Here is a 24,107-nt window from a genome sequence, read left to right as displayed (position 1 = left end):
GATTGCTCGTTTCCTTTCCTTCCACTATATATAGCTACATTATAAAACGGATTTTTTTATCCTAGATGCGATTTAAAACCTGGCTTCCCTCTTTTACTGGATTATCAATCGCATTCTTGTTTTGAAATTTTTTACTTAATACGACTGGCGAGTTTGCATTTTGATGATATGGCTGAATCACAAATGAATATTGGAAATCTTCATTCTTTAGTCGATATTGTTCTTGAACATCTTGACCACAACTAGCTGATCCTAAGCCATATTGTTGTTTATCAATGTGTAAAGTGATATATGGTTGCGTAACAAGATCATATGTGTGTTTGGCCTTTTCAAGTTGTTCAACTGTATAATAGCTTGCTGAGAAATCAAAAGAATTTCCACTAACGAGCATACTTTCACCATTCTCTTTTGATAAGCTTGCCCATTTCGTTTGATGGCGGTTGCCGTTTTCTTGTGGGAAAATATATGGCGTATACAAACCATCAATTGTTGATGACCATACCCCCATCTTGGCAGCTAATCGACTATCTACATAAGCTTCATTCGGTCCTAATCCGTACCATTGTACAGCATCAAAGCTATTTTCTACGATCATCTCTACACCAACTCGTGGCAGAGATTCTGGACCATTTCCAGTTGTAACACCTTTAATATCAACTAACACTCTTCCATCCGCATAAACCTTATATTCATACGATACATCAAATCCCCAGGCAATAACTGGCGGAGCTACTCTTGCTTCACATGAAATCACAGCAACTTGAAGATCTTCTTGCTCCGTCATGACCGTTTGTTTGATTCGATGTTGCATGACGTCAATCCCATATTCTTTCCATTGTTTAGTGACTGGCTTTGCCAAAAATTCATTAGAGCCTAAAATATCATTATCAATAGGTGCTCTCCAGAAATTTAATCTTGGTCCTTTATGGAGCATAAGTTGACCATTATAATAATAGTCTTCTATGCGACCGTTTTGCTTATTAAAAGTTAATTCGAAATTGGATCCTTCAATTATTATTTTAGCTAACTCATCTTTTACATGTAATTGACCATTAGCTCGTTGTTCAGTAAAAACATATTGAGAAATCGGAAGTTCATGTTGTGACCAGGCAACAATATGACCTGAAGCCGCCCATTCAGTCGTTTCTTTCGTTGTCCAAACGAGATTCAACCAATAATCCGTATTTTCACGCACGACATGTGGTACTTGAATAGGTAACTCTACCACTCTCCCGGAATTTTGCGGAATCTCTGGTACGTCCACAATTCCACTGCCGATAATCTTTCCATCAGCTTCTATCGCCCATTGACATTGTAGAGAAGATAAATCAGAAAAATCAAAGCGGTTTTGAACTAGAATCGTCTTTTCAGCAAAATTAAAATCGGTTACGACAACTGGTTCAATGACTTTTTTCAACTCGGCTAATGCTGGAGAAGGCGTGCGATCAGGTCGTACTAATCCATCAATGACAAAATTACCATCATGTGTTTTCTCACCAAAGTCGCCTCCATATGCAAAATATTCTTCACCATCTTGCGTATGTTGCCTTAAACCATGGTCAACCCATTCCCAAACGAAGCCACCTTGAAGTCGATCAAACGTATAAAATGTTTCCCAATATTCTTTCAGTCCTCCTGGACCATTTCCCATTGCATGGGCATACTCACATAAAATATGCGGTTTCTGTAAGTTCGTTAATCCACCAATGGCTTTCATTTGATCAATGGACGTATACATGGACGTGTGAACATCCGATGCAATCGGATCCTTCGTTGGTACGAAATCATCTTCATACAAGATTTCTCTCGTCTCTCCTTCATAATGGACCAATCTCCTCGGATCTCTTTTCTTGGCCCATTCATACATGGCAACATGGTTTTGGCCAAATCCTGATTCGTTCCCTAATGACCACATAATAATCGACGGATGGTTTTTATCCCGCTCAACCATTCTTTCCATACGATCAACATATGCTGCTTGCCAATTTAGATCGTCGCTGAGTAGATGTGGTTGACCAACCATGACTAGTCCATGACATTCAAGATCTGTTTCATCAATTACATAAAATCCCAGTCTGTCGCACAGATCATAAAAACGCGGATCATTCGGATAATGAGCTGTTCGCACCGCATTAATATTATGCTGCTTCATTAATAGTAAATCTTCCAGCATCGAACTAACTGGAACAGCGCGGCCAAAATCAGGATGGGCATCATGTCGATTCACACCTTTAAACATAACAGCTACGCCATTCACTAATAATTGTCCACCTTTTATTTCAATATTTCTGAATCCAGATTTTTGTGGAATCACTTCAATGACTTCACTATTTGAATTCAATAATGTAATTACTACATCATATAAATACGGTGTTTCTGCATTCCATTGTTTAACGCTTTCAATTGGAATAGAGCCTGTCACTACTTGACAATCGATAGTATGTTCATGTTCAGCTATTAAACTACCGTTTTCTAATATTTCTACAGTGATTCGATGCCCTTGATAGTCTCCTTGAACTGCTAATTCATAGTCTAATTGCCCAGATTTGACATCGTTTTCTAAATAACTATTAATAAAGACATCTTGGATATGAGTATGAGGTTTTGAGACAATATAAACATCTCTAAAAATACCACTTAGCCACCACATATCTTGATCTTCAATATAAGAAGACTCCGCCCATTGATAGACTTTGACCGCGATTTTATTTTTTCCTTCTTTCACAACATCGGTAATATCAAACTCAGATGGCAGTCTGCTTCCTTGACTATAGCCAACCGGATGCCCATTCACCCAAACATGGAAAGAACTATCAACACCTTCAAACATCAAATGTAATTTTTCTGATAATGCTTCTTTCGATAGCGTAAACGTTCTTATATAGGCGCCAGTTGGATTTTCAGACGGAATGTATGGTGGCTCTACAGGAAAAGGGTACTTTACATTTGTGTAATGAGGATTACCATACCCATTCAATTGCCAATGAGAAGGAACTTGGATTGTTTCCCAATTTTCTGTACAATAGTCTTCTTCATAAAAATCACTAGGAGATTCGATCGGTGAATTGGCATAATGAAATTTCCAATCACCATTTAACAATAAAAATCCTAGTGATTCTCCTCGATCATACGAAAGAGCTAGTGATTTGTTTTTATAGCCGAAAAAATACGCTCTTGATTTTAGTCGATTCTTTTGTAATATATCTAAGTTTTCCCAATCATTTCGTAATGTCATAGCAATTAAATCCCTTCTATTTTTTATTATCCTTGTACTGATCTACCTTATATACAAAATGAATATGGCGTTATAACTCAACCATTTGCTATGAAGGCTAAATCGTGTACAACACTGCACTCACCTAATCACAATGGCGGCACTGCGAAGCCGAATTTAGAACTATTTCTCAATAATATAGGTATGCTTGATAAGAAAATTGACTATATTATGAAGTTGTGAAGCCCCGCCCCATGTCCGCATACAAAAAAACAAAATAATTACTGTTACGATACTTCCTACATCATTAATTTTTGACTGTAAAACAGAGTTGAACAAACTAGCTTTTTAAGCGTTGTGGTTACGTGACCACATTGGTCATAAAAAGAATTCTTTTGAACAATATCAGGTTAGATATGTTCAATTAGAAATCTTTAGTAGTAATATTCAAAATATAAACCCTAATGAAAACGTTGTCAATTATTTAATGTTTTTAACAGACTCTCTTTCTATTAAAGTAACATCAGCTTCTATGATTGATTTAACCTTCTTTTCATTGAGAAGTTGATCTAATAATTGTTCAACTAGTATTCTGCCGATTTCCCTTTTTGGGATATTCATCGTTGTTAATGTTGGGGTGACGATATTCGCTAGTTCAATATTATCAACACCGATAACGGATATATCATCAGGCACTTTTTTTCCACTTTCAATGATGGCCCTCATCGCACCCGCTGCTAACAAATCATTCGATGCTGCAACGGCTGTAAATGATTGACCATTTTCTAATAGCGACTTGATCGCCGCATACCCCGTAGTCAATTTGTCATCATACATTTCGATATATTTCTTATAATAGTCCTTAATTGGTAAATGATGTGCTTTCATTGCACTCTCATATCCTTCGTATCTAGCATTCTCTATATCATTATCGAAATAATGCCCTAAAAAAATGATTTCTTTATGACCGCGTTGAATTAAATGCTCGACAGATTGCTTCATCACTTTATTCAAATCTATAAAAACATGAGGAATGTCTGTTTCTAGTACACGGTCCAAATATAGTGATAGTGGCATATGCAGCTCATTTTTATCAAAATCCATTATTGCACTAATTTCATACGAAGCAAGTAAAATCATGCCATCATAAGGCCCCTCCAATACTTGTTTCAAATAGTTCTTTTTCTCTTTTGTAATATTATATAACGATAAAGAATATCCTCTTTCTAATGCCATTTCTTCTATCCCAACAAACATTTCCGTAAAAAAGGAATTCGTAATAGATGGTGTTATACAAGCTATTTGTTTATAAGACTTCATCCGTAAATTTTGTGCTGCTCGATTAGGTATATAATTCAATTCAGCAATGGCAGCTTCCACTCGTTCTCTAGCTTCTATTGCAACATATCCATTATTATTAATGACGCGTGATACGGTTGATGGTGAAACACCCGCTTTTTGTGCAACCTCTCTCCTTGTAACCATTCGTTCTCCTTTCTAACACTTTTTACCCTCTATATTCTTTATGAATTACTATGATTAAACCACAAAAAAGTGGCTGTAACCTCTTTTTTGGTCATAATAATAAAAAAATAGCATTTACAAAGTAGAATTAGACTTCTGTTGTACTATTTTAAACATCATAACGTTAAATTGACCAATATTAATTCATATGCTACTCTCAATTTTAATTAGAAAGAAATTTCAGTGATTTATTACCAACTACATAAATCTTTAAAAGCACCAAAGCTCTTCTATTAACAGGTAGGCATGACCAAAGCACCCTGTTTATAGTAGATTCTATATCTCGGGTATTCACTAAAAGTATTCATTGATGCTGTTCTGTTCCTCAAGCCAAGTGGCTCAATAAACCCGATTTTGGAATCAAATAGGTGCCATAGTTCTTCTCAAATGATTCACAGTTTTAGAATAATCCCGTAGTTTTAATAGATTCTGAAGATGTAAAAAAACAGTGAACAAAACATTGTGATAAAAGGAGCCGTCGTACATGGAGAATTCATTAAATGCCAAATACGGTTTAAAAAGAGTGATCAATGCAAGTGGAAGAATGAGTATATTAGGAGTTTCTGCCCCAACAGATTCTGTCATGAACGCAATGAAGGTAGGCGGGCAAAATTATGTTGAAATAGCTGATCTCGTCGACAAAGCTGGTCAACATATCGCTCGATTACTACAATCTGATGCAGCGATTGTTGTTAACTCTGCATCCAGTGGTATTGCTCTTTCCATAGCAGCCATTGTAACAGAAGGTAGCCAACGAAAAAGCGAAAAACTGCATCAAATATCCATTCCCAAAAATGAAATTATTATGTTGAAAGGCCATAATGTACAGTACGGGGCACCGATTGAAACGATGGTCTATCTCGGCGGTGGAAAAGTAGTTGAAGTTGGTTATGCAAATGAAGGCAGGGCAGAGCATATTTCAGACGCTATTAACGAAAATACCGCAGCCATCTTATATGTTCAATCGCATCATGCCGTACAAAAAAATATGATTTCCGTTGAAGAAGCTTGGGAAATTGCCAAAGCGAATCATATTCCATTCATCATCGATGCTGCTGCAGAAGAAGATTTGCAAAAGTATGTACAAGTATCTGATTTAGCTATTTATAGTGGTTCAAAGGCAATTGAAGGACCAAGCTCTGGAATCGTTTGTGGTAAACAGAAATATATCGAATGGCTTAAAGTTCAATTACATGGCATCGGCAGAAGTATGAAAGTGGGCAAAGAAACAACATTTGGCTTATTACAGGCAATGGATGAGTATTTTAATAAAACCGATAATAGTAAAAAAGAAAAGGAAAGTTTACAAGTTCTCACAACATTAGAATCTATCGATGGTGTACACGTATCCATTGTACAAGATGAGGCTGGTCGTTCCATCTATAGAGCTCGAATCATGATTGATCCAGAACTTACGTATATAACAGCAAGAGAAGTAAATGATCAGCTTAAGAATGGTGAATTAATCGCGATTTATACTCGTGATTACGGCGTTCGCCAAGGCTTTTTTGATATCGATCCACGCCCTTTACAAGGTGATGATATATACGTGATTGAAGATCGTTTGCGAACCATTTTAGGAGGAGTGGACAATGTCTAATATGAACAAACGCTTTTACCAAAATCGAATAGCTTTAAATGTACTAGCTAATCATATTGATAACGCCGTAGAAGTTTTTGAGGCAGCAGAAGGTCACGTATTAGTTGGGATTCTATCAAAAAACTACCCTACCGTTGAATCAGCAGTAGCAGACATGAAAGCATATGGAAAAGAAATTGATGAGGCCGTTTCAATTGGCTTAGGTGCTGGAGACAATCGCCAGGCAGCAATCGTTTCCGAGATTGCTAAACATTATCCCGGTAGTCATATTAATCAAGTATTTCCTGCGGTAGCAGCTACACGGGCTAATTTAGCAGAAAAGGAAAGTTGGATCAATGCACTGGTATCGCCAACTGGTCAAGTCGGTTATGTGAATATATCAACCGGTCCTAACAGTGCTAAAGCCGATGATTTAGCCATCGTTCCTATCAAAGCAGCGATTGCTCTAGTTCGAGATATGGGCGGAAATGCACTGAAATACTATCCGATGAAAGGGTTAGCATGTGAAGATGAGTACCGCGCAGTCGTCAAAGCTTGTGGTGAAGAAGGCTTCGCATTAGAACCGACTGGTGGAATTGATTTAGACAATTTCGAAAAGATAGTAGATATTGCCCTAGAAGCAAATGTGCCAAAAATCATTCCACATGTTTACTCTTCCATCATAAATAAAGAGACTGGTAGGACAAATGTAGAAGATGTGCGAACACTACTAGCCATTACAAAAAAATTGGTTCAAAAACATGGCTAAGTCTTTGGAGTCGTGATGACTCGTAACACGAGCTATGACAAAATCAACTGGGCTGCCCGACATGGACAGCCTTTTCTTCATTCGTTAAACAACCAACTAACTATAGTCGATTTTATCGACCTAGCCCCATCTTAAACTCTCACAGATAATACAGAATCTATTAAGTTTCGGGTAGATGGATGAACGGACTTTGCATGCAGTTCATCTGATTGTAATGATTCAATAATTCGGCCGTTCTCTAAAACAATGACTCGATCACAGAAAAATTCAACAATCGCTAGATTATGACCAATAAATAAGTAAGTTAAATTGAACTCCTCTCTTAAATCTAGCAGTAAATTTAAAATCTGCGCTTGAATGGACACATCTAAAGCAGATGTTGGTTCATCTAAAATAAGAAATTTCGGGTTCACAGCTAAAGCTCGAGCGATGCCTATACGTTGACACTGACCACCGGAAAATTCATGTGGATATCTAGAAAAATGATCTTTCTTCATGCCTACTTTCTCGAGTAAGTTGTATACGGCTAACTCAGCAGCTAATCGGTTATCGCTAACGCCAAGTCGTAGCATCGGTTGAACAATTTGTTCACCAATCGGCTTTCTTGGGTTTAACGATGATTTGCTATCTTGAAAAATCATTTGCATATTTCGATAATAAGGAAGCAGCTCTTTATGTGAAAGATTTGTAATCTCTTTTCCATCAAAAAACACACTGCCCACACTCGGTTCAATTAATCTAGCTATTAATCGCCCTAAAGTAGATTTACCAGAACCAGATTCACCAATTAAACCGACGATTTCTCCTTGCTTAATCGTTAAATCAACTTGATCTACAGCGGTGAGTGATTCGTGTTTCATTCCAAAATGCTTCTTTGCTCCAGGGTATAATTTGCTTACTTTTTTCGTTTCAACCAGTATGGTCACGTCGCTCAACCTCCCTATTGAAACAAACCGCAAAATGCTCGTTCCCAAAAGCTACTTGATTTGGAACCTGAGTAAAACAACGACTAGTAGCTTCTCTACATCGCGGTGCAAAACTACAGCTATTTGGTAATGTTAATAAGTCAGGCGGGCTTCCATCAATCTGAACTAAACGATGATGCAATTTTTTCATGCCAATTTCCGGAACGGCCTTTATTAACCCTTGTGTATATGGATGCCTTGGCGCTGAGAAAATTGAACGAGTTTCACCATATTCAATAATTTTCCCTGCGTACATCACAGCCACTTTGTCGCTAAGATTGGCAACAACTCCAAAATCATGAGTGATTATAATGATGGATATATTTAATTCCTGATTAATTTTTTTTAATAATGTTAAGATTTGCTTTTGAATTGTTGCATCAAGAGCTGTTGTCGGTTCATCAGCAATTAAGATTTTCGGCTGACAGCTAATCGCCATGGCAATGACAACACGCTGTCTCATCCCACCACTTAATGCATGGGGATACGCATTCATCACCCGATCAACATCCGAAATACCGACCTTTTCTAACCAATAACTAGCTTCTCTTTTTGCCTCTTTTGGCTTGATGTTCTTTCTATAAGCAATCGTTTTAGAAAGTTGTTGACCTATTTTATAGGTTGGGTCTAAAGCAGTTAACGGATTTTGAAAGATCATCGCCATTTCTTGACCACGAATCAGATTATAATCTTTTTCAGTTAGTTTCGTTATCTCCCTTTCATTCAATCGAATGCTTCCTTCGGTTATTCTAGCGATTTTTTTAGGCAATAATCCCATGATTGACATCGCCGTCATACTTTTCCCAGATCCAGACTCACCAACTAGTGCTAGTATTTCTCCAGATTCTAATTGAAAATCCACTCCATTAATGGCCTTGACCATACCCCTTGGCGTTGTGATTTCTGTATGAAGATTACGAACTTCTAATAATGGCAAAGAATCTCCCCCCTTTATCTTTTATGTGGATCAAGCAAGTCTCTTAATCCATCCCCTAGCCAATTGAAACCAAGTGAGACAATTAGGATCACAAAACCAGGAATCGTCGCCGAATGGAGGGCTCCTCTTGTTAAGGCTTGCATTCCATCTGCAGTCATTTTCCCCCAATCTGCATCAGGCGGCTGAATCCCGAGTCCAAGAAAACTAAGTCCGGATGAAAATACAATCATGACACCAATTAACGAAGTTGAATAAACAATTAAAGGAGAAATCACATTCGGCAGTAATTCTTTGAAAAGAATAGTAAAACGAGATGCACCTAGTATCCGAGCAGCATCTATATATTCTTTTCCCGTTTCAGCAACAACTGCAGCATATAGCACTCTAGTCATATAAGGAATATTGGCAATTGCAATAGTAGCCATGATCGTATACATCCCTGAACCTAGTACAGCCGCAATGGAAATCGCAAATAAAATAGTTGGAAATGCTAATAATACATCTAAAATTCGCATAATAAATCCGCCAGTTCTTCCTTGCATAAATCCCGCAGTTAACCCTAAGACAACGCTAACGATAAATGCGATACATATTGGAATAAGTGTAGTCCACAATGAGATCCTTCCACCCCATATAAGTCGACTTAAAATATCTCTGCCTTGATCATCTACACCTAAAGGGTGACCAGCCGTCCCAGGAGGAGCAAGACGCAATTCCCCATTTCCAACATTAGGATCATAGGGAGATATCCACGGTGCAAAAAGTGCGAATACAACCGTCATTATGACAATCAATCCTCCAACGAAAAAGAGTTTATCTTTAGAGACAAATATCCAAAGGCGTTGTAAAAGATCAACGATTGTTGTCCTCTTAGAAAGGAACGGCAATCCAGATTGACTAAAACCACTAGCTTTTCTCATACGAAGTATTCACCTCTCTAGCCTCTTAGACGAGGATTTAATAACATAACGATAATATCGGTTAATAAATTTACAATTACAAAACAAGTAGCTACAAAGAGAACACCCGCTTGGATCATTGGGATATCTTGAGCCGTTATCGAGTTATAAAGTTGTGTTCCGATGCCTGGCCAAGCAAATACTGTTTCAACGAATAAGACACCTCCAATTAAATAACCAACTTGCAGCCCTGTAATATTAATCACAGGTGATAAAATGTTGCGAAACAAATGTCGCTTAATAATTAATCTTTTAGGGATGCCATATGAGCGAAATGTATTCATATAATCCGCATTCATAACATCGATAACACTTGAGCGAGTCAACCTAGCTATAACAGAAAGTGATGCCGTAGCGGCTGCGAAAGCCGGTAATAATGTGTGTTCAAGTAAACTTGTCAAACTGCCCTCATTTCGTAAATCGTACATACCTGAAGAAGGAAGCCACCCTAACTTTAACGAGAAGAACCACATGAGAACAATCCCGAGAAAAAATCCTGGAATATTGGCGCCAACTTGTGCAAAAAACATACTCGTTTTATCAAACCAAGATGAAGGCTTTAAACCTGAGAGAGTACCGAGCGTAATCCCAATAACTACGCTAATGATTAAACTGAAAATCGTTAATATCAAAGTATTTTTTAATTTTATTAGTAATACTTCAGAAACAGGAACGTACATGACGATCGACTGTCCTAAATCACCTTCCAATAACTGACCGAGCCAAACTGTATACTGCTTCCAAAATGGTTGATCTAATCCTAATTCTTTGTTTAAAGCTGCGATACTTTCTGGTGTCGCCGTTTGCCCCAATATGTTGATCGCTGGATTTCCAGGTATTAGATAGACAATAAGAAAGACAAAGAAAGTAACACTTAATAAGACAGGGATCACGGAAAAGATCCGTTTAACAATATACATCAACATAGGATGGCTCCCCTCCTCTCACTGTTTACTTCTTGAGCCAGACTGTATGTAAGTCATACCAATCTTGAGCAGGTACTACAAAACCTTCTACATTTTTGCCAAATGCGTATGGTGTTCGATTATTGGAAAGTGGAACAACAGCAGCATTTTCCGAAACAATTTCATTCGCTTTTTTCCAATATTCAATCGCCTTTTCCGGATTCACTTCATGAATCCCACTATTAACCGCCTCATCAAATGACGGATTATGATATTTTCCTACATTAGACCCACTCTCAGAGTGCGCCACAATATACAACCAATATGGTGTAACAAATCCCCAAGACATACTGTTTAAGCCGACTTCTTCTTTCATTCCGGCTCCCCATTCAGATAAATAGGAATTCCATTCATACGTTTCAATATTTAATTTAATCCCTACCTTTGCTAAATCTCTTTGTACCCATTCAGCAACTGCTTCTGTTCCAGCGTAAGTCTGTAATGTGGTAGTAAATCCATCTGGGTAACCAGCTTCTTTCAATAATGCTTTTGCCTCGTTTGGATCATACGTATAATCCTGAAATGCTGGATCATAGGCTTCATTACCAGGTGATTGAATACCGTACGCAGGGGAAGCTGTATCTTTCAATAAATTTTTCGTTAGCCCTACCCGATCAATCGCATGGATGAATGCTTGACGAATTTTTTGATCTTTAAAATACGGATTATTAAAATTGAAAGAGAAATAAAATACTTCAGGAATATCTCCTTCTCCAATGTTAAACCCTTTTTCTTTTAACTGAGCAACACTGTCCGGGAAGGGCGATGAAATAATATCTACTTCACCTGTTTCTAACGCTGTCACTCTAGCAACTGCATCAGGGATCGGTCGGAAAATGACTTTATCAACATGGGCTTTATCTCCCCAATAATCATTAAATCGAGCGATTTCAATTTTTTCCCCGCGAATTCTCTCGACAAACTTAAATGGACCTGTTCCAGTAGGATGCTCTCCATACCCATCATTTCCCCATCTTTTTAATGCTGTCGGGCTAAGAATCAATCCAGTTCCCCAACTACCTTGAGCGAGCATTCTTAATAAAGGAGAGAAAGGTTCTTTTAATATGAGTTGGATCGTATATTCATCAACGATGTTAATATCCTTCAAAGATTGATAAGTCAGTGCCATTTTAGAGGCGCTAATCTGATCATAATATTCAAATTGTTGATCCCATGAGCGACGGATATTAAACTCAACTGCTTCTGCATTAAAAACTGTACCGTCGTGAAATTTCACACCTTCTCTTAGATGAAACGTATACGTTAAACCATCTTCAGATATATCCCATGATTTGGCTAATTGTGGCTTAAGAGCGGGTACCTTTGCATCAACAGACGATTTAGATAAATCCTCCGTTACTAGTGATTCATGAATTTGCCGGTTCACGCGAAATGTTTCCCATCCCCCTTCTCTTGTCGGGTCAAGAACATCAACATCTGATCCAAGGCCAACAATTAATGTTCCCCCCTCATTCCCCTGATTGTTTGAACTAGTATTAGCTGTATTTTCCGAACAACCTGATAAGATCGTTGCGAAAAGAAGCAGTAGACTTAGACTGATATATAATCGACTCTTATTCATAGTTTCCTCCTTAAAATCACTATATTTTTCAAGTTAAATAGAGTAAAAGCGCAAAACAAAAACAAGATTATCGAACTAAACCTTGTTTTAATACAGAACACAATTGCTACATCCTTTACTTAACACGATTAGATTTATTAGAATTATGCATAGGCCCCTGGTGCTGGGTATTCTCCCTTCAAGAACCATTTTCCAACTGTATGTCGTTTGTATTCAGCAGGATTATGTAACGTATGTGTACGTACATCTCTCCAGTAACGATCGAAGCCATTTTTCCTAGTGGCTGAACGAGCACCCATCACTTCAAAAATACCATTGGTAATCTCAAGTGCTACCTCACCAGCCAATACATTCGCAGCTGCAACAAGTACAGCTGTTTCACCCCGTTCTTCTGCTGATAAGCTTAAACCTTTTTCCCATGCTTGGGAGAATTTTTCAGCCGCTCGATCTGCTAAGCCAATCGCTGATTGAAGATTAATCCAGTAATGTCCATATTTATTTTGAATCGATGGATCTTCTATTGCTTTTTGATAGCCTGATGTATACCAAGGTTTGGATTGGGTTAGCGTATACTGCCTAGCTTCTTCTAAGGCTCCTTGTGCAATCCCAACGAAGACATTCAACAGCACAGTTTGAGAAATAGTGGCTCCGAGTGTGGAAAATGCAGATGTTCCTGAGCCATTATCTGAATATCCCTCAGGGAAAACCTCACTTTTCTCAACCATTACATTTTCGAAAGTAACCGTCCCACTCCCTGTTTGTCTTTGACCGATTCCATCCCAATCATCTAGAACAGTCACCCCAGCGCGATTCGTCGGAATAGCCCCGATAAATAATGTTGGATTTCCTTTTTCCTCCCATGAAATTAACAAATAATCGGAGTCTGGGGAGCCTGAACTAAATGATTTTTTACCATTTAAAATTAATTGATCTCCTTCATCCGTAGCGAATAAACTACGATCTAACGGATTCGACGCATTGCCCCAAAATAAATTTTCTTCCACTGTTTTTTTTAGGTAATAAGCTCTTTGTTCCTCTGAGGCAATCAAAAAGAAATCAGCTACAAAAAATGTATGATAGCCAAATATATGGGCAACTGAACCATCCACCTTTGCCAGTTCCCGAATTACTTGACTTACAGTCACCCAAGATTCCCCATGGCCACCATACTCTTTCGGAATTAGAAGTTGTAATAACCCACTCTTTCTTAATGCATCCTTTTGAGCTTTAGGAACCCCGCCTTTTTTATCACGCTCTTTAATATCAACAGCAAACTCAGCTGCAAGCCCAGCCGCTATCTCGACATAATTTTTTACTTGATCTATCACTACAGTCATTTGTCTCTCTCCTTTGTTTTCAATTATTCACCATGTCAGACGCGCTCTAATAAATGAATGTTTCGGTAACTAGATCCAATATGATTTTCAGGTAATTTCGCCTGACCTTTGCCAAAAATCTTTTCTCGATACGTACCTTCTTCATATTCCGTTTTAAAAATCCCACGTCTTTGTAGTTCAGGAATAACAAGATCTACAACATCCTTAAATGTGCCAGGCGTTATGGCATAGGCTAGGTTAAATCCATCGATATCCGTCTCAGCTACCCATTCTTCAAAGGTATCTGCAATTTGTTCAGGTGTTCCTACTACGACAGGACCTATCGCACCAATTCCAGAGAATTGTGCCAATTCACGTACTGTCCACTGTTTATTTGGGCTCGATTTCGTAATAACCTCGACAGCTGATTGCATAGCATTTGTTTCCATATATTTGATCTCTTGATCTAAATCATATTTTGAGAAGTCAATACCGGTCCAACCGCTTAATAAAGCTAAGGCACCTTCAAGATTGATATAGCTTACTAACTCCTCATATTTGGCCCAAGCCTCCTCCTCCGTTTGACCAACAATAGGGGTCATTAAGGTGAATATTTTTACACTTTTTGGATCTCGTCCTTCTAGAGCCACTAGATCTCGCAAAGATTTTACATATGCAGCTGTTGCTTCTTTTGTTGGTGAAGAAATAAATGTACATTCCGCATGTTTACTTGCAAACTGACGCCCCCTCGCTGAACCTCCTGCTTGATACAAAACAGGGGTTCTTTGTGGTGAAGGCTCGCATAAATGAATGCCTGGCACATCAAAATATTTGCCATGATGATTGATTTCATGCACTTTTGTCGGATCAGTAAAAACCCTACTCTCTTTATCTTTTACAACCGCATCATTTTCCCAGCTTCCTTCCCACAGCTTATAGCAAACTTCTAAATATTCCTCCGCGATATTGTAGCGTTCCCCATGTTGAAACTTATCGCCGATCTCGATATTTTTAGTGCCGCTTTCTAAATAGGAAGTCACTATATTCCAACCGATTCGGCCGTTTGTTAAATGATCCAATGTTGACATTCTTCGAGCAAATGTATAGGGGTGTTCGAAAGTTGTCGAACAGGTTATCCCAAAGCCTAAGTGTTTCGTCGCACGAGCCATTGCTGAAACAAGCATCATCGGATCATTGACAGGTACTTGTGTTGCTTGGCGGACTGTAGCAGTCTTATCTCCTCCAAACACATCATAAATGCCAATTACATCCGCAATAAACAAACCATCAAATCGTCCTCTTTCCAATAATTTCGCGAGTTCTACCCAATACTCTATATTGTTATATTGATGTGATTGATCCTCTGGATGTGCCCACAGCCCAGGGGACATATGTGCCACACAATTCATATCAAACGCATTTAGATAAATTCTCTTTTTAGCCACTTTCCTCTCTCCCCATTCGCTTTTTGACTTCTTCGCTTTACTAGTTTCAATTATAATTAAACATATTTGTTTAGTTGGTTTTAGGTAAGTATTTAGCCCCTTTGCTAAATACATTTCCTATTGTTATACATATTTTGTTACGACAACTATATTGTTAAAGTCGATCTTTAGATTCCATTTTATAAACGTCCAAGAATTCATGCAGTTTTTTGACAAGCCCGCCACTTCCAAATCGGATTACTTTATCTCGCTTCAGCTCCGATTCTACTTCTTTGGCAAACTCTAAAAAGGACAATAGATAAATTCTGCGTGAGAGAATATTGACTATGCCATACTCGTAAAACCAGTTATCAATTGTATTATAAATTCCTTTGTTTAACCCATACTGTAAATGGCACCAATTAAAGAATTGTAAATCAGGCAGATTCAGATATTTGCTTTTTCCTAAGGGTTTTCCTTTCTCCGTCTTTATAAAAATCCTCAAATTGTTTAAATTCTTCGATTGCACGATTGATGTCCTCCGTAATTTGTATTTTTAATAAATCAATTGAAGCAAACTTTTGCTCCTCCCTGACTTTAAAAAGAAGTTGACACTCTATGAACTCTCCATATAGGTCATCGGAGAAGTCGAGAAGATGAACCTCAAATGTTTTTTTCAAAGTTGATCCAAATGTTGGTTTAACACCAACATTCATAACGCCTCGATATTGCTTTTCTTTTACAACTACCTGTACGCCATATACCCCATTCGCTAACAAGACATTTTCTGCATCTACATTGGCTGTAGGAAAACCTAATTGCCGTCCCATTTTCCTACCATGTACCACTCTCCCAAAAAGAGATTCAGTAATAACTTCCTTCCCTTCACCAAGTAAAATAGTGTCAAATTCGAATGGTGCATCCTGATTGTTCATCATCTACACATCCCCTTTTATATTTTGTAAATACAAAAAAACTCTTCTTATTAAAGTGATAAGAAGAGTGAAATGTACACAAACAAGCTACCATTGTCTCCTCTTATCTTTCGAACCATTAGTTCGCTGGAATTGGCACAGTACTCATAAAGAGCCTTTTGCCGAGATTTCATTGGACCAGTTCCTCCATCTCTCTTGATAAGATTCTATATATATGAAATTTTAAATCACATCGGATTACTTAGAATAATTATTACATTCAATATATAAAATGTTCAATTTTTTGTCAAGTATTTACTATCTGATTTTTCTGATACTTCACAATACATGTTTAACGTTGATAAAAGATTGCCATTAAGTTATTACTAAGACTCCTATGTTAACAGAGCGAATTCTTTAAGGAATATGTCTGGCAGGAGTTCTTTAAGAAAGCTGCCTTAGGGTATTCTTTATTTTTTTTCATGAATTGTGATTTCCCTCTTAACTTCCTCAATATTGGTGTCACTATAAATTTCTGTACCATGTCCACCCGTGGTTTTAGCTAGCAATTCTTTCACCTCATTATAAGACATACCTGAACGTTCATTTTTTCTTTTAACTGCATCAATGTTTGTTCCCGCCACCGTAAATGTATCTTGATGATTGTTGTTTTCCATTATAAAGAAACCTCCATTCCGTTTCCCTTAATTTCTCCTCAAAAGTTCTTTTTAATCCGAAACATAAAGAGAAAAGGCCACTATACGGAGTTTGGAGGTTAGTTCTGCAACAATCATAAAGCTCTAATCAATCTTCCGCTCCTGCCGTTCATATCTTACTTCCTTCAACAATACATTTAAATCCACTTTACGATCCCAAACTTTTCTCGCGTTTTCTGTCATATATGGAAATATAAATTGATCAACCATTACTTGATAATCAAAATCATCAAGTAAATTATAAGTTGGAATCCTTACTTTTTTATCATCATAAGTTTCGATAACAACATAATTTATCAAATTGAATTGATTTCTCAGCAAATCAATATTACGAATATCGTTAATAGAACTTTACCTGGATTAAAACCAGGCAGTATCTAGAGGACCAAATACAGGAAAATAGGAGTTAGCATAACGCCTCCAAAGATATAGATTAACGAATAATTCGAATAGAACTTAAATCCCTCAATTATTAATACCGAACAGCTTATTAATCCTCCTACATAGGCTACAGCTACCCAGACATACATAAATATGGATCCCTTTACTTAAATAAGCTCGTTTTCCCCCTTTATATTTAGCAAATGATGCACCTACTTAAGCAAAGAATGTTTTATTATTGAGCAATAGATTGTTAATCATGACTCATTTACTCTTTGAAAATTTAAATCTACCACTTCTTTTGCTAACAATGAGTAAGATGCAATTTCTAAAACCATTTTCAACTCAGAATCATTCATAGTTGCAAAGTTAGCTTCTTTAATCGAAATACCATGTTCATATACCCCTTCACTAGAAAATGATAAGATTAACTCTTCTATGCTCAATTGAATCGAATTGATGAACCATTACCTCATCATTCATTACTTTATATTAAGATAGATTAATAATGATCTGATAACCTAATACGGACAGTTGCAAAGGCCATAGAAAAAAGTCAATACATCCAGGTACGCATCCATCATCCATGCCCTGTTTTCCGTCATCTTTTTTCTTTTTTTTCGCTTTATAATTATAATTCTTCATCATACACCTCTATCCATTCAACTAGATAAGTGTCACCATATCTTTTAATACTTTAAAGTATCCTAATTTACTCCTCATACAAGACAGTCCTTCTAACTCTCTTTGTCTTTTAACCACTTCTCTGATCCGATCTACTTCATTTGCCGCACTTTCCAATTCTCTGCTGATTGAATAGAGATTGTCAGAATGTCTTTGGAATAAAACAGATGCTTCATCTACTACGGAATCAAATTTTTTCCTACTCTTTCCTGTCCATGTCGCTACATCTGTATGTACACTTTGTATTAATTTAGATTCATTTATTTCTAATGTTTCTGATGATTCTTGGAACATCCCTACACGTGCTCAAATTCCTTCAAAATCTATATTTGAACTACACTAATATGCTATTTAGCCATATTGAAATACTACTATAATCTCCTATCCTTTACCATAAGTCTCCAGTAATGAATTAGGAAGAAAATGTAACGATTATTTCAACTTGTATATATGTAAGGTTATTTTTAAAAAAGCTTAGAATACTAGAAAACATGCATGATTTAAGGTTTACATATTTTTTTGCAAACAACTCAAATATCAAGACGCCCTCTAAAAGAAGCTTTTAGACCCATCCGATTAAGTTCCAGTGAAATGAGATCCTCGCATTGGCCCTTAAGACTAAACTATTTTAGATCAAATTTTGGATAAACAAGTTATAACAATAATAACGTAATGTGGCATTTAAATTATGGAGGGAACGAAGGGATATCTTTTCATACAAAACAAGCCATCACATACGACTTCATAAGAAATCTCGTACATGATGGCTTCGTAGAGTTATTTTATTACTCTTTACTGAATTCTTTTGTACTTCTAACTGTATCAATCGGGCGAACTAATTTTTCAATTTGTTCACGTTTCGGTTCTAAGAATGGAGGTAATGATAATTTTTCACCAAGTGTTTCATACGGTTCATCACCCATAAACCCTGGACCATCAGTAGCAAACTCAAATAAAATATGTGGTGCAACTCTTACATACAATGACCCGAAGAAGAAACGATCAATAAACCCTGATGTTTGGAATCCAAAGTTTCTTATATGTTTATCCCATTCTTCTAAAACAGATCGATCTTCAACACGGAATGCCGCATGGTGAACTGTACCAAAACCTTGTTGCGCTTGAGGAAGTTTGGCATTATATTCGACAACTACTTGAGCACCATTTCCACCCTCACCCACTTCAAATAAATGAAGTGAATCTTCATTAGCTATTTCTTTAAATAAGAGAACCTTTTCCAGCATTTCTTTAAAGTAATCAAACTGAGCAATCCGAACAAAGATTGGCCCTAATCCGGTAATCGCATACTCTAGTGGGATTGGTCCGTTTTGCCATGGTGTACCAGAAACAACGCCTTCATTGTTTTCATCTGAAATCAACTGATATTGTTGGTCATCAAAATCAACAAACGAAAGTGTCTTTTTACCAAATTGTTCTATAACTCCTGTGTGCTTTACTTCTAAACGTTCAAAACGTTTTACCCAATAATCGATTGCCGCATCACTTGGTACACGGAAAGAAGTCTTTGAAATCTCATTTGTACCATGCGCGCCTTTAGATATGCCTGGGAAGTCAAAGAAAGTCATATCTGTACCTGCACTACCAGTATCATCTGCAAAAAATAGGTGATATGTCTGGATATCATCTTGGTTAACGGTTTTCTTTACTAAACGCATGCCTAAAACATACGTAAAAAATTCATAGTTTTTTTCTGCACTACTTGTAATCGCTGTTACGTGGTGAATACCTTTTAATTCGTTCATTTTACATGCCTCCAATTGATTCATAATTTTATTTTTTCATACAGAGCGCTTCTTCCACTTAAGCTAATTTACTACTTAATTTATACTTTTATAAAATATTTTCCCTATATATTAATGGTCTAGTCATTTTTTTATAACAGCTTATCTCTAATTAAAATATCTTTAATTCGAAGTAAATATATCATGAATTAAATTAGCTGTCAATCATAAGAGACGATGATTACAAAAGTAAGGTAAAAAATAAAGTGAAACTTCAATCAGTAGGCGTCTTACTGTTCGTTAATGCGGGATAAAAAAAAGGTGAGACCTACTTATAGTAGATACTCACCTTTCCTTCATTGTCTGATAAACTTTTATCGTCCTCTTACTCAATGTTATTTTTTAAAAATTCCAAACGGTTTTCCGATCGGTAGTACAACTTGTCCAAAGTGTGTATTTAACACATTCGCAGCTGAACCATAGAAAGATAGCAAAGCGATACACATTTCAGCTACGGCAGCTATCATATGAGTTACATCATACATAATGTTAAAAGAACTTAAAGATAAGCCAATAAATAGGATATCAATAAAGACGAAAATAAAGAACAAAACTTTATTTGTTTCCATGGCCCCGATCGTCATAAAAAGACTGAAAATCAAATAGCCAATAAACGCAAAGCCAAGCTGTTTGGCATCACCATTTGCAGCGAGTTTTTCGCCGAAAAAGCCTAACTGAATCAACCATGTTGTTCCGACACCGAACCAAAATAATCCGAATGCTCCAAATGCAGTTGTCCCAAATATATTGTTATGTTTCGCATCTAGGACCGAGGCATAAATTTGAGCTAAACCGCCTAAGAAAAACACCCACGGTAAGAGATAAGAAAGCCCTTCTGTTAAACCTAATTTTTGCGATGATGCTACTAATGTTACCATCGCAAGACCGAACAATCCTAATGCGGATGGATCTGCTGTTGTTATTTTTACTTGTGTGTGATTCTGAGTACCCATTATTTCCTCCTTAAAAAACATACTTATGTAATGTATCGGAAAAGACAAAGGGTGTCAATACTGTCTTTTTCGATGAAACACAGAATCCTATGAATCCACACTCCCACTAAAAACGATGTTTTCGCTTATTTACTACCGTTTTCTCACGCTTTCATTTTCAGACTAAATTGAAAATCAAAGGAATATTGAACATTTGTTAAAAGATACCTTAAATAGACTATAGGTTAACTAAGTGAAGTAGTTCCATTCTTTGGACTTATACAAAGCCATATATACTGCAAAAATAGGAGAATTGTTTCTCGTGAAACAATTTGTCAATCGTGCACTTCGTCCCTTAACGAGATGGAAAAGCCGCATGGGAATTGGCGGAAAGCTCGAATGCTATCGCGACAATTGCAAAAGATTTAGAATCATTTCTCATTTCAGTGCGTAATGTCAATAATGTAATCCAAGGCGTACAGGCAGTAACAGAAGAAATGTCTTCATCGTCTGAAGAAGTGCACGCTTCAATGGAGGAAGTTATGTCGCTCGCAACCGATAATGCCAGTCGTACGCATTCTGTGGCAGATGCACCAGACTTACAAAAAGAGGCTATTCATTCTCTTGTCAGCATGATCCAATTGCTTAATCGGTCATCTGCAAATCTTCTCGCAGCACTTGAAAAGGTCAACCACACATACATGACATCATAAACAATGTATAGAGTGTTAGGTCGACACTTCTGGGACACCCATTGTATTGTTTTATTTTAAGGCTCTTTTCGTAAAGATTGTTGTTTTAGCAAGAAACCAATTCGAACAGATGTTGATTGTAGTGGAAGGTGCGAGACTCCTGCGGGAAAAGCGTGTTGAGGGAGACCCCGCAAGTGCAAAGCACTGAGGAGGCTTCTGAGACCGCCTCTGCAACGGAAATCAACCCGGGTTATTAGTGTAAAAATGATTGAAAAGCAACAAAGTATGTGAAAACAGCCTATTTTAAAATGATTCATGTGATGTTAAGGCGTATTTTATTCTATATAGAAACACCGTAAAGAAAGCATGTATCATCAAAAATTTTAATTACTCCCCCTTAGACTAAGCTACTAATTGATATCCCCACAAAACATTACTCTACATTTGAGAATTTGGGCTTTTATATAAATCTTCAGTTGCTTCACTTTTTAAAAACAACACAAAAATTCAATCTCTATCGCAAAAATTGAATATGATCGAATGAGGAGAACACCTATTTTTTTAAAATATACATTTGGTTATTGACATTCGTTCATCATCGTTATATGGTTAATTACATAAGTAACTAACCAATATGGCGGTGACACAATGAAAAACTTAATTGACGATGGCCGGCCAATTTTTGTCCAGATCGCGGAACGGATTGAAGATGACATTATTGAAGGTGGTCTGCCTGAAGAAGCACAAGTTCCCTCAACGAATCAGTTCGCCGCATTTTACAAAATCAATCCTGCAACTGCAGCGAAAGGCGTTAATTTGTTGGTGGATGAAGGCATTTTATACAAAAAGCGAGGGATTGGAATGTTTGTTGCAGAGGGAGCACGAGTAAAAGTAATAGAAAAACGGAAAGAGCTGTTTTTCGAACAGTATGTGATCACGATGATTCGTGAAGCAGAGAAGCTTGGGATTACAACTAATCAGTTGACGGATATGATCCAGAGAGGAGATAACAAACGATGAAAAACGTGATTGAAGTTACGCAGCTGAATAAATCTTATGGAAAATTTAACGCTATTCATGACACTAGTTTTAACATGCAAGCCAATAAAATCTACGGACTTCTCGGTAGAAACGGTGCAGGTAAAACAACTTTAATGAAAATGATCACAGCACAAATTTTTCCTACAAGTGGTGATTTGAAAGTATTTGGGGATAATCCCTATGAAAACGCCAACATCCTTAGCCAAATTTGTTTTATTAAAGAAAGCCAGAAATACCCTGATCATTATAGTATCCTTGATGTATTAGAAGTTTCTAAATCCATTTTCCCAAATTGGGATGTCAATTTTTCTAGGTTACTGATTGAGGACTTCAATTTACCCCTTAAGCGAAAAATAAAAAAGCTATCCAGAGGGATGCTTTCTGCAGTAGGAATTGTGATAGGGCTTGCAAGTCGGGCGCCTCTCACCATTTTTGATGAACCATACCTAGGTCTCGATGCGGTTTCAAGAGGGCTATTTTACGATAGATTAATGGAAGATTATGTTGAACATCCAAGAACAGTGATTCTGTCTACCCATTTAATTGATGAAGTGAGCAACTTACTTGAACATATTTTAGTCATTGACAATGGAAAGCTAATTCTTGATCAAGATGCAGAAGAGTTACGAGGTAAGGCTTTTACGGTCACTGGTCAAACATCTAAGGTAGAAGCATTTCTCATCGGAAAAGAAACGGTTTACCGTGAGCCGTTTGGCGGATTACTTTCTGCCACTGTTATGTGCAGTCAACACGGTACTGATCAAAAACAAGCAGCAGCAAGTGGACTTGAGATATCCCCTGTTTCCTTGCAGCAACTTATCGTCCATTTGACAAGTGGAAAATCTGAACAAAAAGGAGCGATTGCAGAGTGAATAATATTACTGGCGTCTTAAAACTTCATTATCGTGATAAATGGTCATGGATTTATATTCCAGCTATCATTCTGTTTTCTAGTTTCGCAGTAAATCTAATTGTAAGTTTCTTGTTTATGAATCAAGAAGATATGTATACAGGTGGAATCACTTCAATTGTCATTTACGTGTTTGTAGCAGGAATTATGGTAGTAGGGAAAACATTTTCATTCGCTATCGGTATGTCAATTAGAAGAATCGATTATTATATAGGAACGGCAATAATAGGAATAATCAGTAGCGCCCTCTTTACAAGTTTGATATTCTTATTTGCTCAATTAGAAAAAGTAACCGATGGTTGGGGTACTAAACTTCACTTTTTTCACTTTTCCTATATCAATGATGGGGCACTTATAGAGCAATTTACGCTGTATCTGATTCTATTCCTTAATATGTTCTTCCTCGGGTTCATCATTTCGAGTTTTGCACGGCGCTTTGGCTACAAAGGAATGTTCATTGGTGCATTGGTCACATTACTGCTCGGAAGTTTAGCGATCTTCCTTTTGCATCATTTCGAAGTTTGGGGAAGCATTTTTAGTTGGTTTGCCAACCATACCGCTGTACAAATTGCCTATTGGCTCGTACCTCTTACTTTGCTCTATCTACTCGGCTCCTATCGCATGTTACGACGGGCAGTCGTTTAATCTCTCACTGAAAAAATGCATTTCCAAAAAATAGTGTAAAATCATAAAGTGAAACTTCAATCAATGGGGGGTTTCTTCATCCCCCACCGATAGTTAGTCCCGTTCTACTGTCGCTAAATCTCCGATAAAGCGACAGTACGTACCATTTTTGCATCG

At 37.2% G+C, this 24,107-nt stretch carries 22 protein-coding genes and 1 riboswitch; of the genes, 6 read left to right on the top strand and 16 right to left on the bottom strand.

The genetic code is table 11. The features are described from left to right. Positions 1-61 precede the first annotated feature (61 nt). Positions 62-3,235, bottom strand: a complete 3,174-nt coding sequence (locus V179_RS26750) for a glycoside hydrolase family 2 TIM barrel-domain containing protein (RefSeq protein WP_051404774.1) — start codon at positions 3,233-3,235, stop codon at positions 62-64. A 459-nt stretch (positions 3,236-3,694) separates the two neighbouring features. Next, positions 3,695-4,699, bottom strand: a complete 1,005-nt coding sequence (locus V179_RS26745; RefSeq protein WP_034300135.1) for a LacI family DNA-binding transcriptional regulator — start codon at positions 4,697-4,699, stop codon at positions 3,695-3,697. Positions 4,700-5,222: 523 nt separating this feature from the next. Here V179_RS26745 and V179_RS0100265 point away from each other — a divergent pair. Together V179_RS0100265 and dagF are read left to right on the top strand one after the other, a co-directional pair. After that, positions 5,223-6,338 (top strand): DgaE family pyridoxal phosphate-dependent ammonia lyase, encoded by a 1,116-nt coding sequence (locus V179_RS0100265; RefSeq protein ID WP_028389739.1) that lies wholly within the window; start codon positions 5,223-5,225, stop codon positions 6,336-6,338. Next, the gene (gene dagF / locus V179_RS0100260) at positions 6,331-7,086 is read left to right on the top strand and encodes a 2-dehydro-3-deoxy-phosphogluconate aldolase (RefSeq protein ID WP_028389738.1); all 756 of its coding nucleotides are present in this window, start codon (positions 6,331-6,333) and stop codon (positions 7,084-7,086) included. The genes V179_RS0100265 and dagF overlap by 8 nt, the downstream gene beginning before the upstream one ends. A 131-nt stretch (positions 7,087-7,217) precedes the next feature. On the opposite strand, the gene V179_RS26740 is transcribed toward dagF, so the two are convergent. The 14 genes from V179_RS26740 to V179_RS0100185 form a co-directional block, all read right to left on the bottom strand. Continuing rightward, positions 7,218-8,012: an ATP-binding cassette domain-containing protein gene (locus V179_RS26740; RefSeq protein ID WP_051404773.1), complete on the bottom strand. Its 795-nt coding sequence runs from the start codon at positions 8,010-8,012 to the stop codon at positions 7,218-7,220. Further along, complete coding sequence (locus V179_RS26735) at positions 7,996-8,988, bottom strand: ABC transporter ATP-binding protein (RefSeq protein ID WP_034300133.1); 993 nt, start codon at positions 8,986-8,988, stop codon at positions 7,996-7,998. Before V179_RS26735 ends, V179_RS26740 begins: the two co-directional genes overlap by 17 nt. A gap of 14 nt (positions 8,989-9,002) precedes the next feature. Next, a complete protein-coding gene (locus tag V179_RS0100245) occupies positions 9,003-9,908 on the bottom strand; it encodes an ABC transporter permease (protein WP_084552149.1) in 906 nt (301 codons plus the stop codon). Between the two features lie 17 nt (positions 9,909-9,925). After that, positions 9,926-10,873, bottom strand: a complete 948-nt coding sequence (locus V179_RS0100240; protein ID WP_028389736.1) for an ABC transporter permease — start codon at positions 10,871-10,873, stop codon at positions 9,926-9,928. A gap of 25 nt (positions 10,874-10,898) precedes the next feature. Further along, positions 10,899-12,494, bottom strand: coding sequence for an ABC transporter substrate-binding protein (locus tag V179_RS0100235; RefSeq protein ID WP_028389735.1), 1,596 nt, complete (start codon positions 12,492-12,494; stop codon positions 10,899-10,901). A 143-nt stretch (positions 12,495-12,637) separates the two neighbouring features. Further along, complete coding sequence (locus V179_RS0100230; protein ID WP_028389734.1) at positions 12,638-13,831, bottom strand: acyl-CoA dehydrogenase family protein; 1,194 nt, start codon at positions 13,829-13,831, stop codon at positions 12,638-12,640. A gap of 35 nt (positions 13,832-13,866) precedes the next feature. After that, the gene (locus tag V179_RS0100225) at positions 13,867-15,255 is read right to left on the bottom strand and encodes an LLM class flavin-dependent oxidoreductase (protein WP_028389733.1); all 1,389 of its coding nucleotides are present in this window, start codon (positions 15,253-15,255) and stop codon (positions 13,867-13,869) included. Between the two features lie 416 nt (positions 15,256-15,671). Further along, on the bottom strand, positions 15,672-16,172 hold the full coding sequence (locus tag V179_RS26730) for a riboflavin kinase (RefSeq protein ID WP_235178907.1): 501 nt from the start codon (positions 16,170-16,172) through the stop codon (positions 15,672-15,674). A gap of 97 nt (positions 16,173-16,269) precedes the next feature. Continuing rightward, a riboswitch (SAM riboswitch) is annotated at positions 16,270-16,374 on the bottom strand. Between the two features lie 244 nt (positions 16,375-16,618). Next, entirely contained in the window at positions 16,619-16,825 is a 207-nt protein-coding gene (locus V179_RS0100215) for a hypothetical protein (RefSeq protein WP_028389732.1), read from the bottom strand. Between the two features lie 123 nt (positions 16,826-16,948). Then, positions 16,949-17,164, bottom strand: a complete 216-nt coding sequence (locus V179_RS31410) for a DUF5381 family protein (protein ID WP_235178905.1) — start codon at positions 17,162-17,164, stop codon at positions 16,949-16,951. Between the two features lie 573 nt (positions 17,165-17,737). Continuing rightward, positions 17,738-17,890, bottom strand: coding sequence for a hypothetical protein (locus V179_RS30910; RefSeq protein ID WP_154663980.1), 153 nt, complete (start codon positions 17,888-17,890; stop codon positions 17,738-17,740). 21 nt (positions 17,891-17,911) lie between these two features. Then, on the bottom strand, positions 17,912-18,223 hold the full coding sequence (locus V179_RS26720; protein WP_051404772.1) for a WXG100 family type VII secretion target: 312 nt from the start codon (positions 18,221-18,223) through the stop codon (positions 17,912-17,914). A 491-nt stretch (positions 18,224-18,714) separates the two neighbouring features. Then, the gene (locus V179_RS0100190) at positions 18,715-19,692 is read right to left on the bottom strand and encodes a ring-cleaving dioxygenase (RefSeq protein ID WP_034300130.1); all 978 of its coding nucleotides are present in this window, start codon (positions 19,690-19,692) and stop codon (positions 18,715-18,717) included. Positions 19,693-20,066: 374 nt separating this feature from the next. Next, positions 20,067-20,684 carry an acetate uptake transporter gene (locus V179_RS0100185; protein ID WP_028389729.1) on the bottom strand — a complete coding sequence of 206 codons (618 nt, stop codon included), beginning with the start codon at positions 20,682-20,684 and terminating at the stop codon, positions 20,067-20,069. A 362-nt stretch (positions 20,685-21,046) separates the two neighbouring features. Between V179_RS0100185 and V179_RS0100180 the strand changes: the two genes are divergently transcribed. From V179_RS0100180 to V179_RS0100165, 4 genes are all read left to right on the top strand, one after another. Next, positions 21,047-21,376, top strand: a complete 330-nt coding sequence (locus V179_RS0100180) for a hypothetical protein (RefSeq protein ID WP_028389728.1) — start codon at positions 21,047-21,049, stop codon at positions 21,374-21,376. A 627-nt stretch (positions 21,377-22,003) separates the two neighbouring features. Further along, positions 22,004-22,375 carry a GntR family transcriptional regulator gene (locus V179_RS0100175; RefSeq protein WP_028389727.1) on the top strand — a complete coding sequence of 124 codons (372 nt, stop codon included), beginning with the start codon at positions 22,004-22,006 and terminating at the stop codon, positions 22,373-22,375. Then, entirely contained in the window at positions 22,372-23,268 is an 897-nt protein-coding gene (locus V179_RS0100170; RefSeq protein ID WP_028389726.1) for an ABC transporter ATP-binding protein, read from the top strand. The genes V179_RS0100175 and V179_RS0100170 overlap by 4 nt, the downstream gene beginning before the upstream one ends. After that, entirely contained in the window at positions 23,265-23,951 is a 687-nt protein-coding gene (locus tag V179_RS0100165) for a hypothetical protein (protein WP_028389725.1), read from the top strand. The genes V179_RS0100170 and V179_RS0100165 overlap by 4 nt, the downstream gene beginning before the upstream one ends. The last annotated feature ends 156 nt before the right edge of the window (positions 23,952-24,107 follow it).

It is taken from the genome of Bacillus cihuensis (genome assembly GCF_000504145.1).
In the GTDB taxonomy this organism is placed as follows: domain Bacteria; phylum Bacillota; class Bacilli; order Bacillales; family DSM-1321; genus Peribacillus; species Peribacillus huizhouensis.
The sequence above is the reverse complement of the archived record's forward strand: the minus strand, read 5'-3'. Positions and strand labels throughout refer to the sequence as shown.

Excerpts from the sequence above, each read along its gene's own strand:
- V179_RS0100235 (WP_028389735.1), bottom strand. The coding sequence starts at position 12,494 with ATGAATAAGAGTCGATTATATATCAGTCTAAGTCTACTGCTTCTTTTC.
- V179_RS0100175 (WP_028389727.1), top strand. The coding sequence starts at position 22,004 with ATGAAAAACTTAATTGACGATGGCCGGCCAATTTTTGTCCAGATCGCG.
- dagF (WP_028389738.1), top strand. The coding sequence starts at position 6,331 with ATGTCTAATATGAACAAACGCTTTTACCAAAATCGAATAGCTTTAAAT.
- V179_RS0100265 (WP_028389739.1), top strand. The coding sequence starts at position 5,223 with ATGGAGAATTCATTAAATGCCAAATACGGTTTAAAAAGAGTGATCAAT.
- V179_RS26720 (WP_051404772.1), bottom strand. The coding sequence starts at position 18,223 with ATGTTCCAAGAATCATCAGAAACATTAGAAATAAATGAATCTAAATTA.
- V179_RS0100170 (WP_028389726.1), top strand. The coding sequence starts at position 22,372 with ATGAAAAACGTGATTGAAGTTACGCAGCTGAATAAATCTTATGGAAAA.
- V179_RS26750 (WP_051404774.1), bottom strand. The coding sequence starts at position 3,235 with ATGACATTACGAAATGATTGGGAAAACTTAGATATATTACAAAAGAAT.
- V179_RS26730 (WP_235178907.1), bottom strand. The coding sequence starts at position 16,172 with ATGATGAACAATCAGGATGCACCATTCGAATTTGACACTATTTTACTT.
- V179_RS0100245 (WP_084552149.1), bottom strand. The coding sequence starts at position 9,908 with ATGAGAAAAGCTAGTGGTTTTAGTCAATCTGGATTGCCGTTCCTTTCT.
- V179_RS0100190 (WP_034300130.1), bottom strand. The coding sequence starts at position 19,692 with ATGAACGAATTAAAAGGTATTCACCACGTAACAGCGATTACAAGTAGT.
- V179_RS30910 (WP_154663980.1), bottom strand. The coding sequence starts at position 17,890 with ATGAAGAATTATAATTATAAAGCGAAAAAAAAGAAAAAAGATGACGGA.
- V179_RS0100230 (WP_028389734.1), bottom strand. The coding sequence starts at position 13,831 with ATGACTGTAGTGATAGATCAAGTAAAAAATTATGTCGAGATAGCGGCT.
- V179_RS0100215 (WP_028389732.1), bottom strand. The coding sequence starts at position 16,825 with ATGGAAAACAACAATCATCAAGATACATTTACGGTGGCGGGAACAAAC.
- V179_RS26745 (WP_034300135.1), bottom strand. The coding sequence starts at position 4,699 with ATGGTTACAAGGAGAGAGGTTGCACAAAAAGCGGGTGTTTCACCATCA.
- V179_RS0100185 (WP_028389729.1), bottom strand. The coding sequence starts at position 20,684 with ATGGGTACTCAGAATCACACACAAGTAAAAATAACAACAGCAGATCCA.
- V179_RS0100240 (WP_028389736.1), bottom strand. The coding sequence starts at position 10,873 with ATGTTGATGTATATTGTTAAACGGATCTTTTCCGTGATCCCTGTCTTA.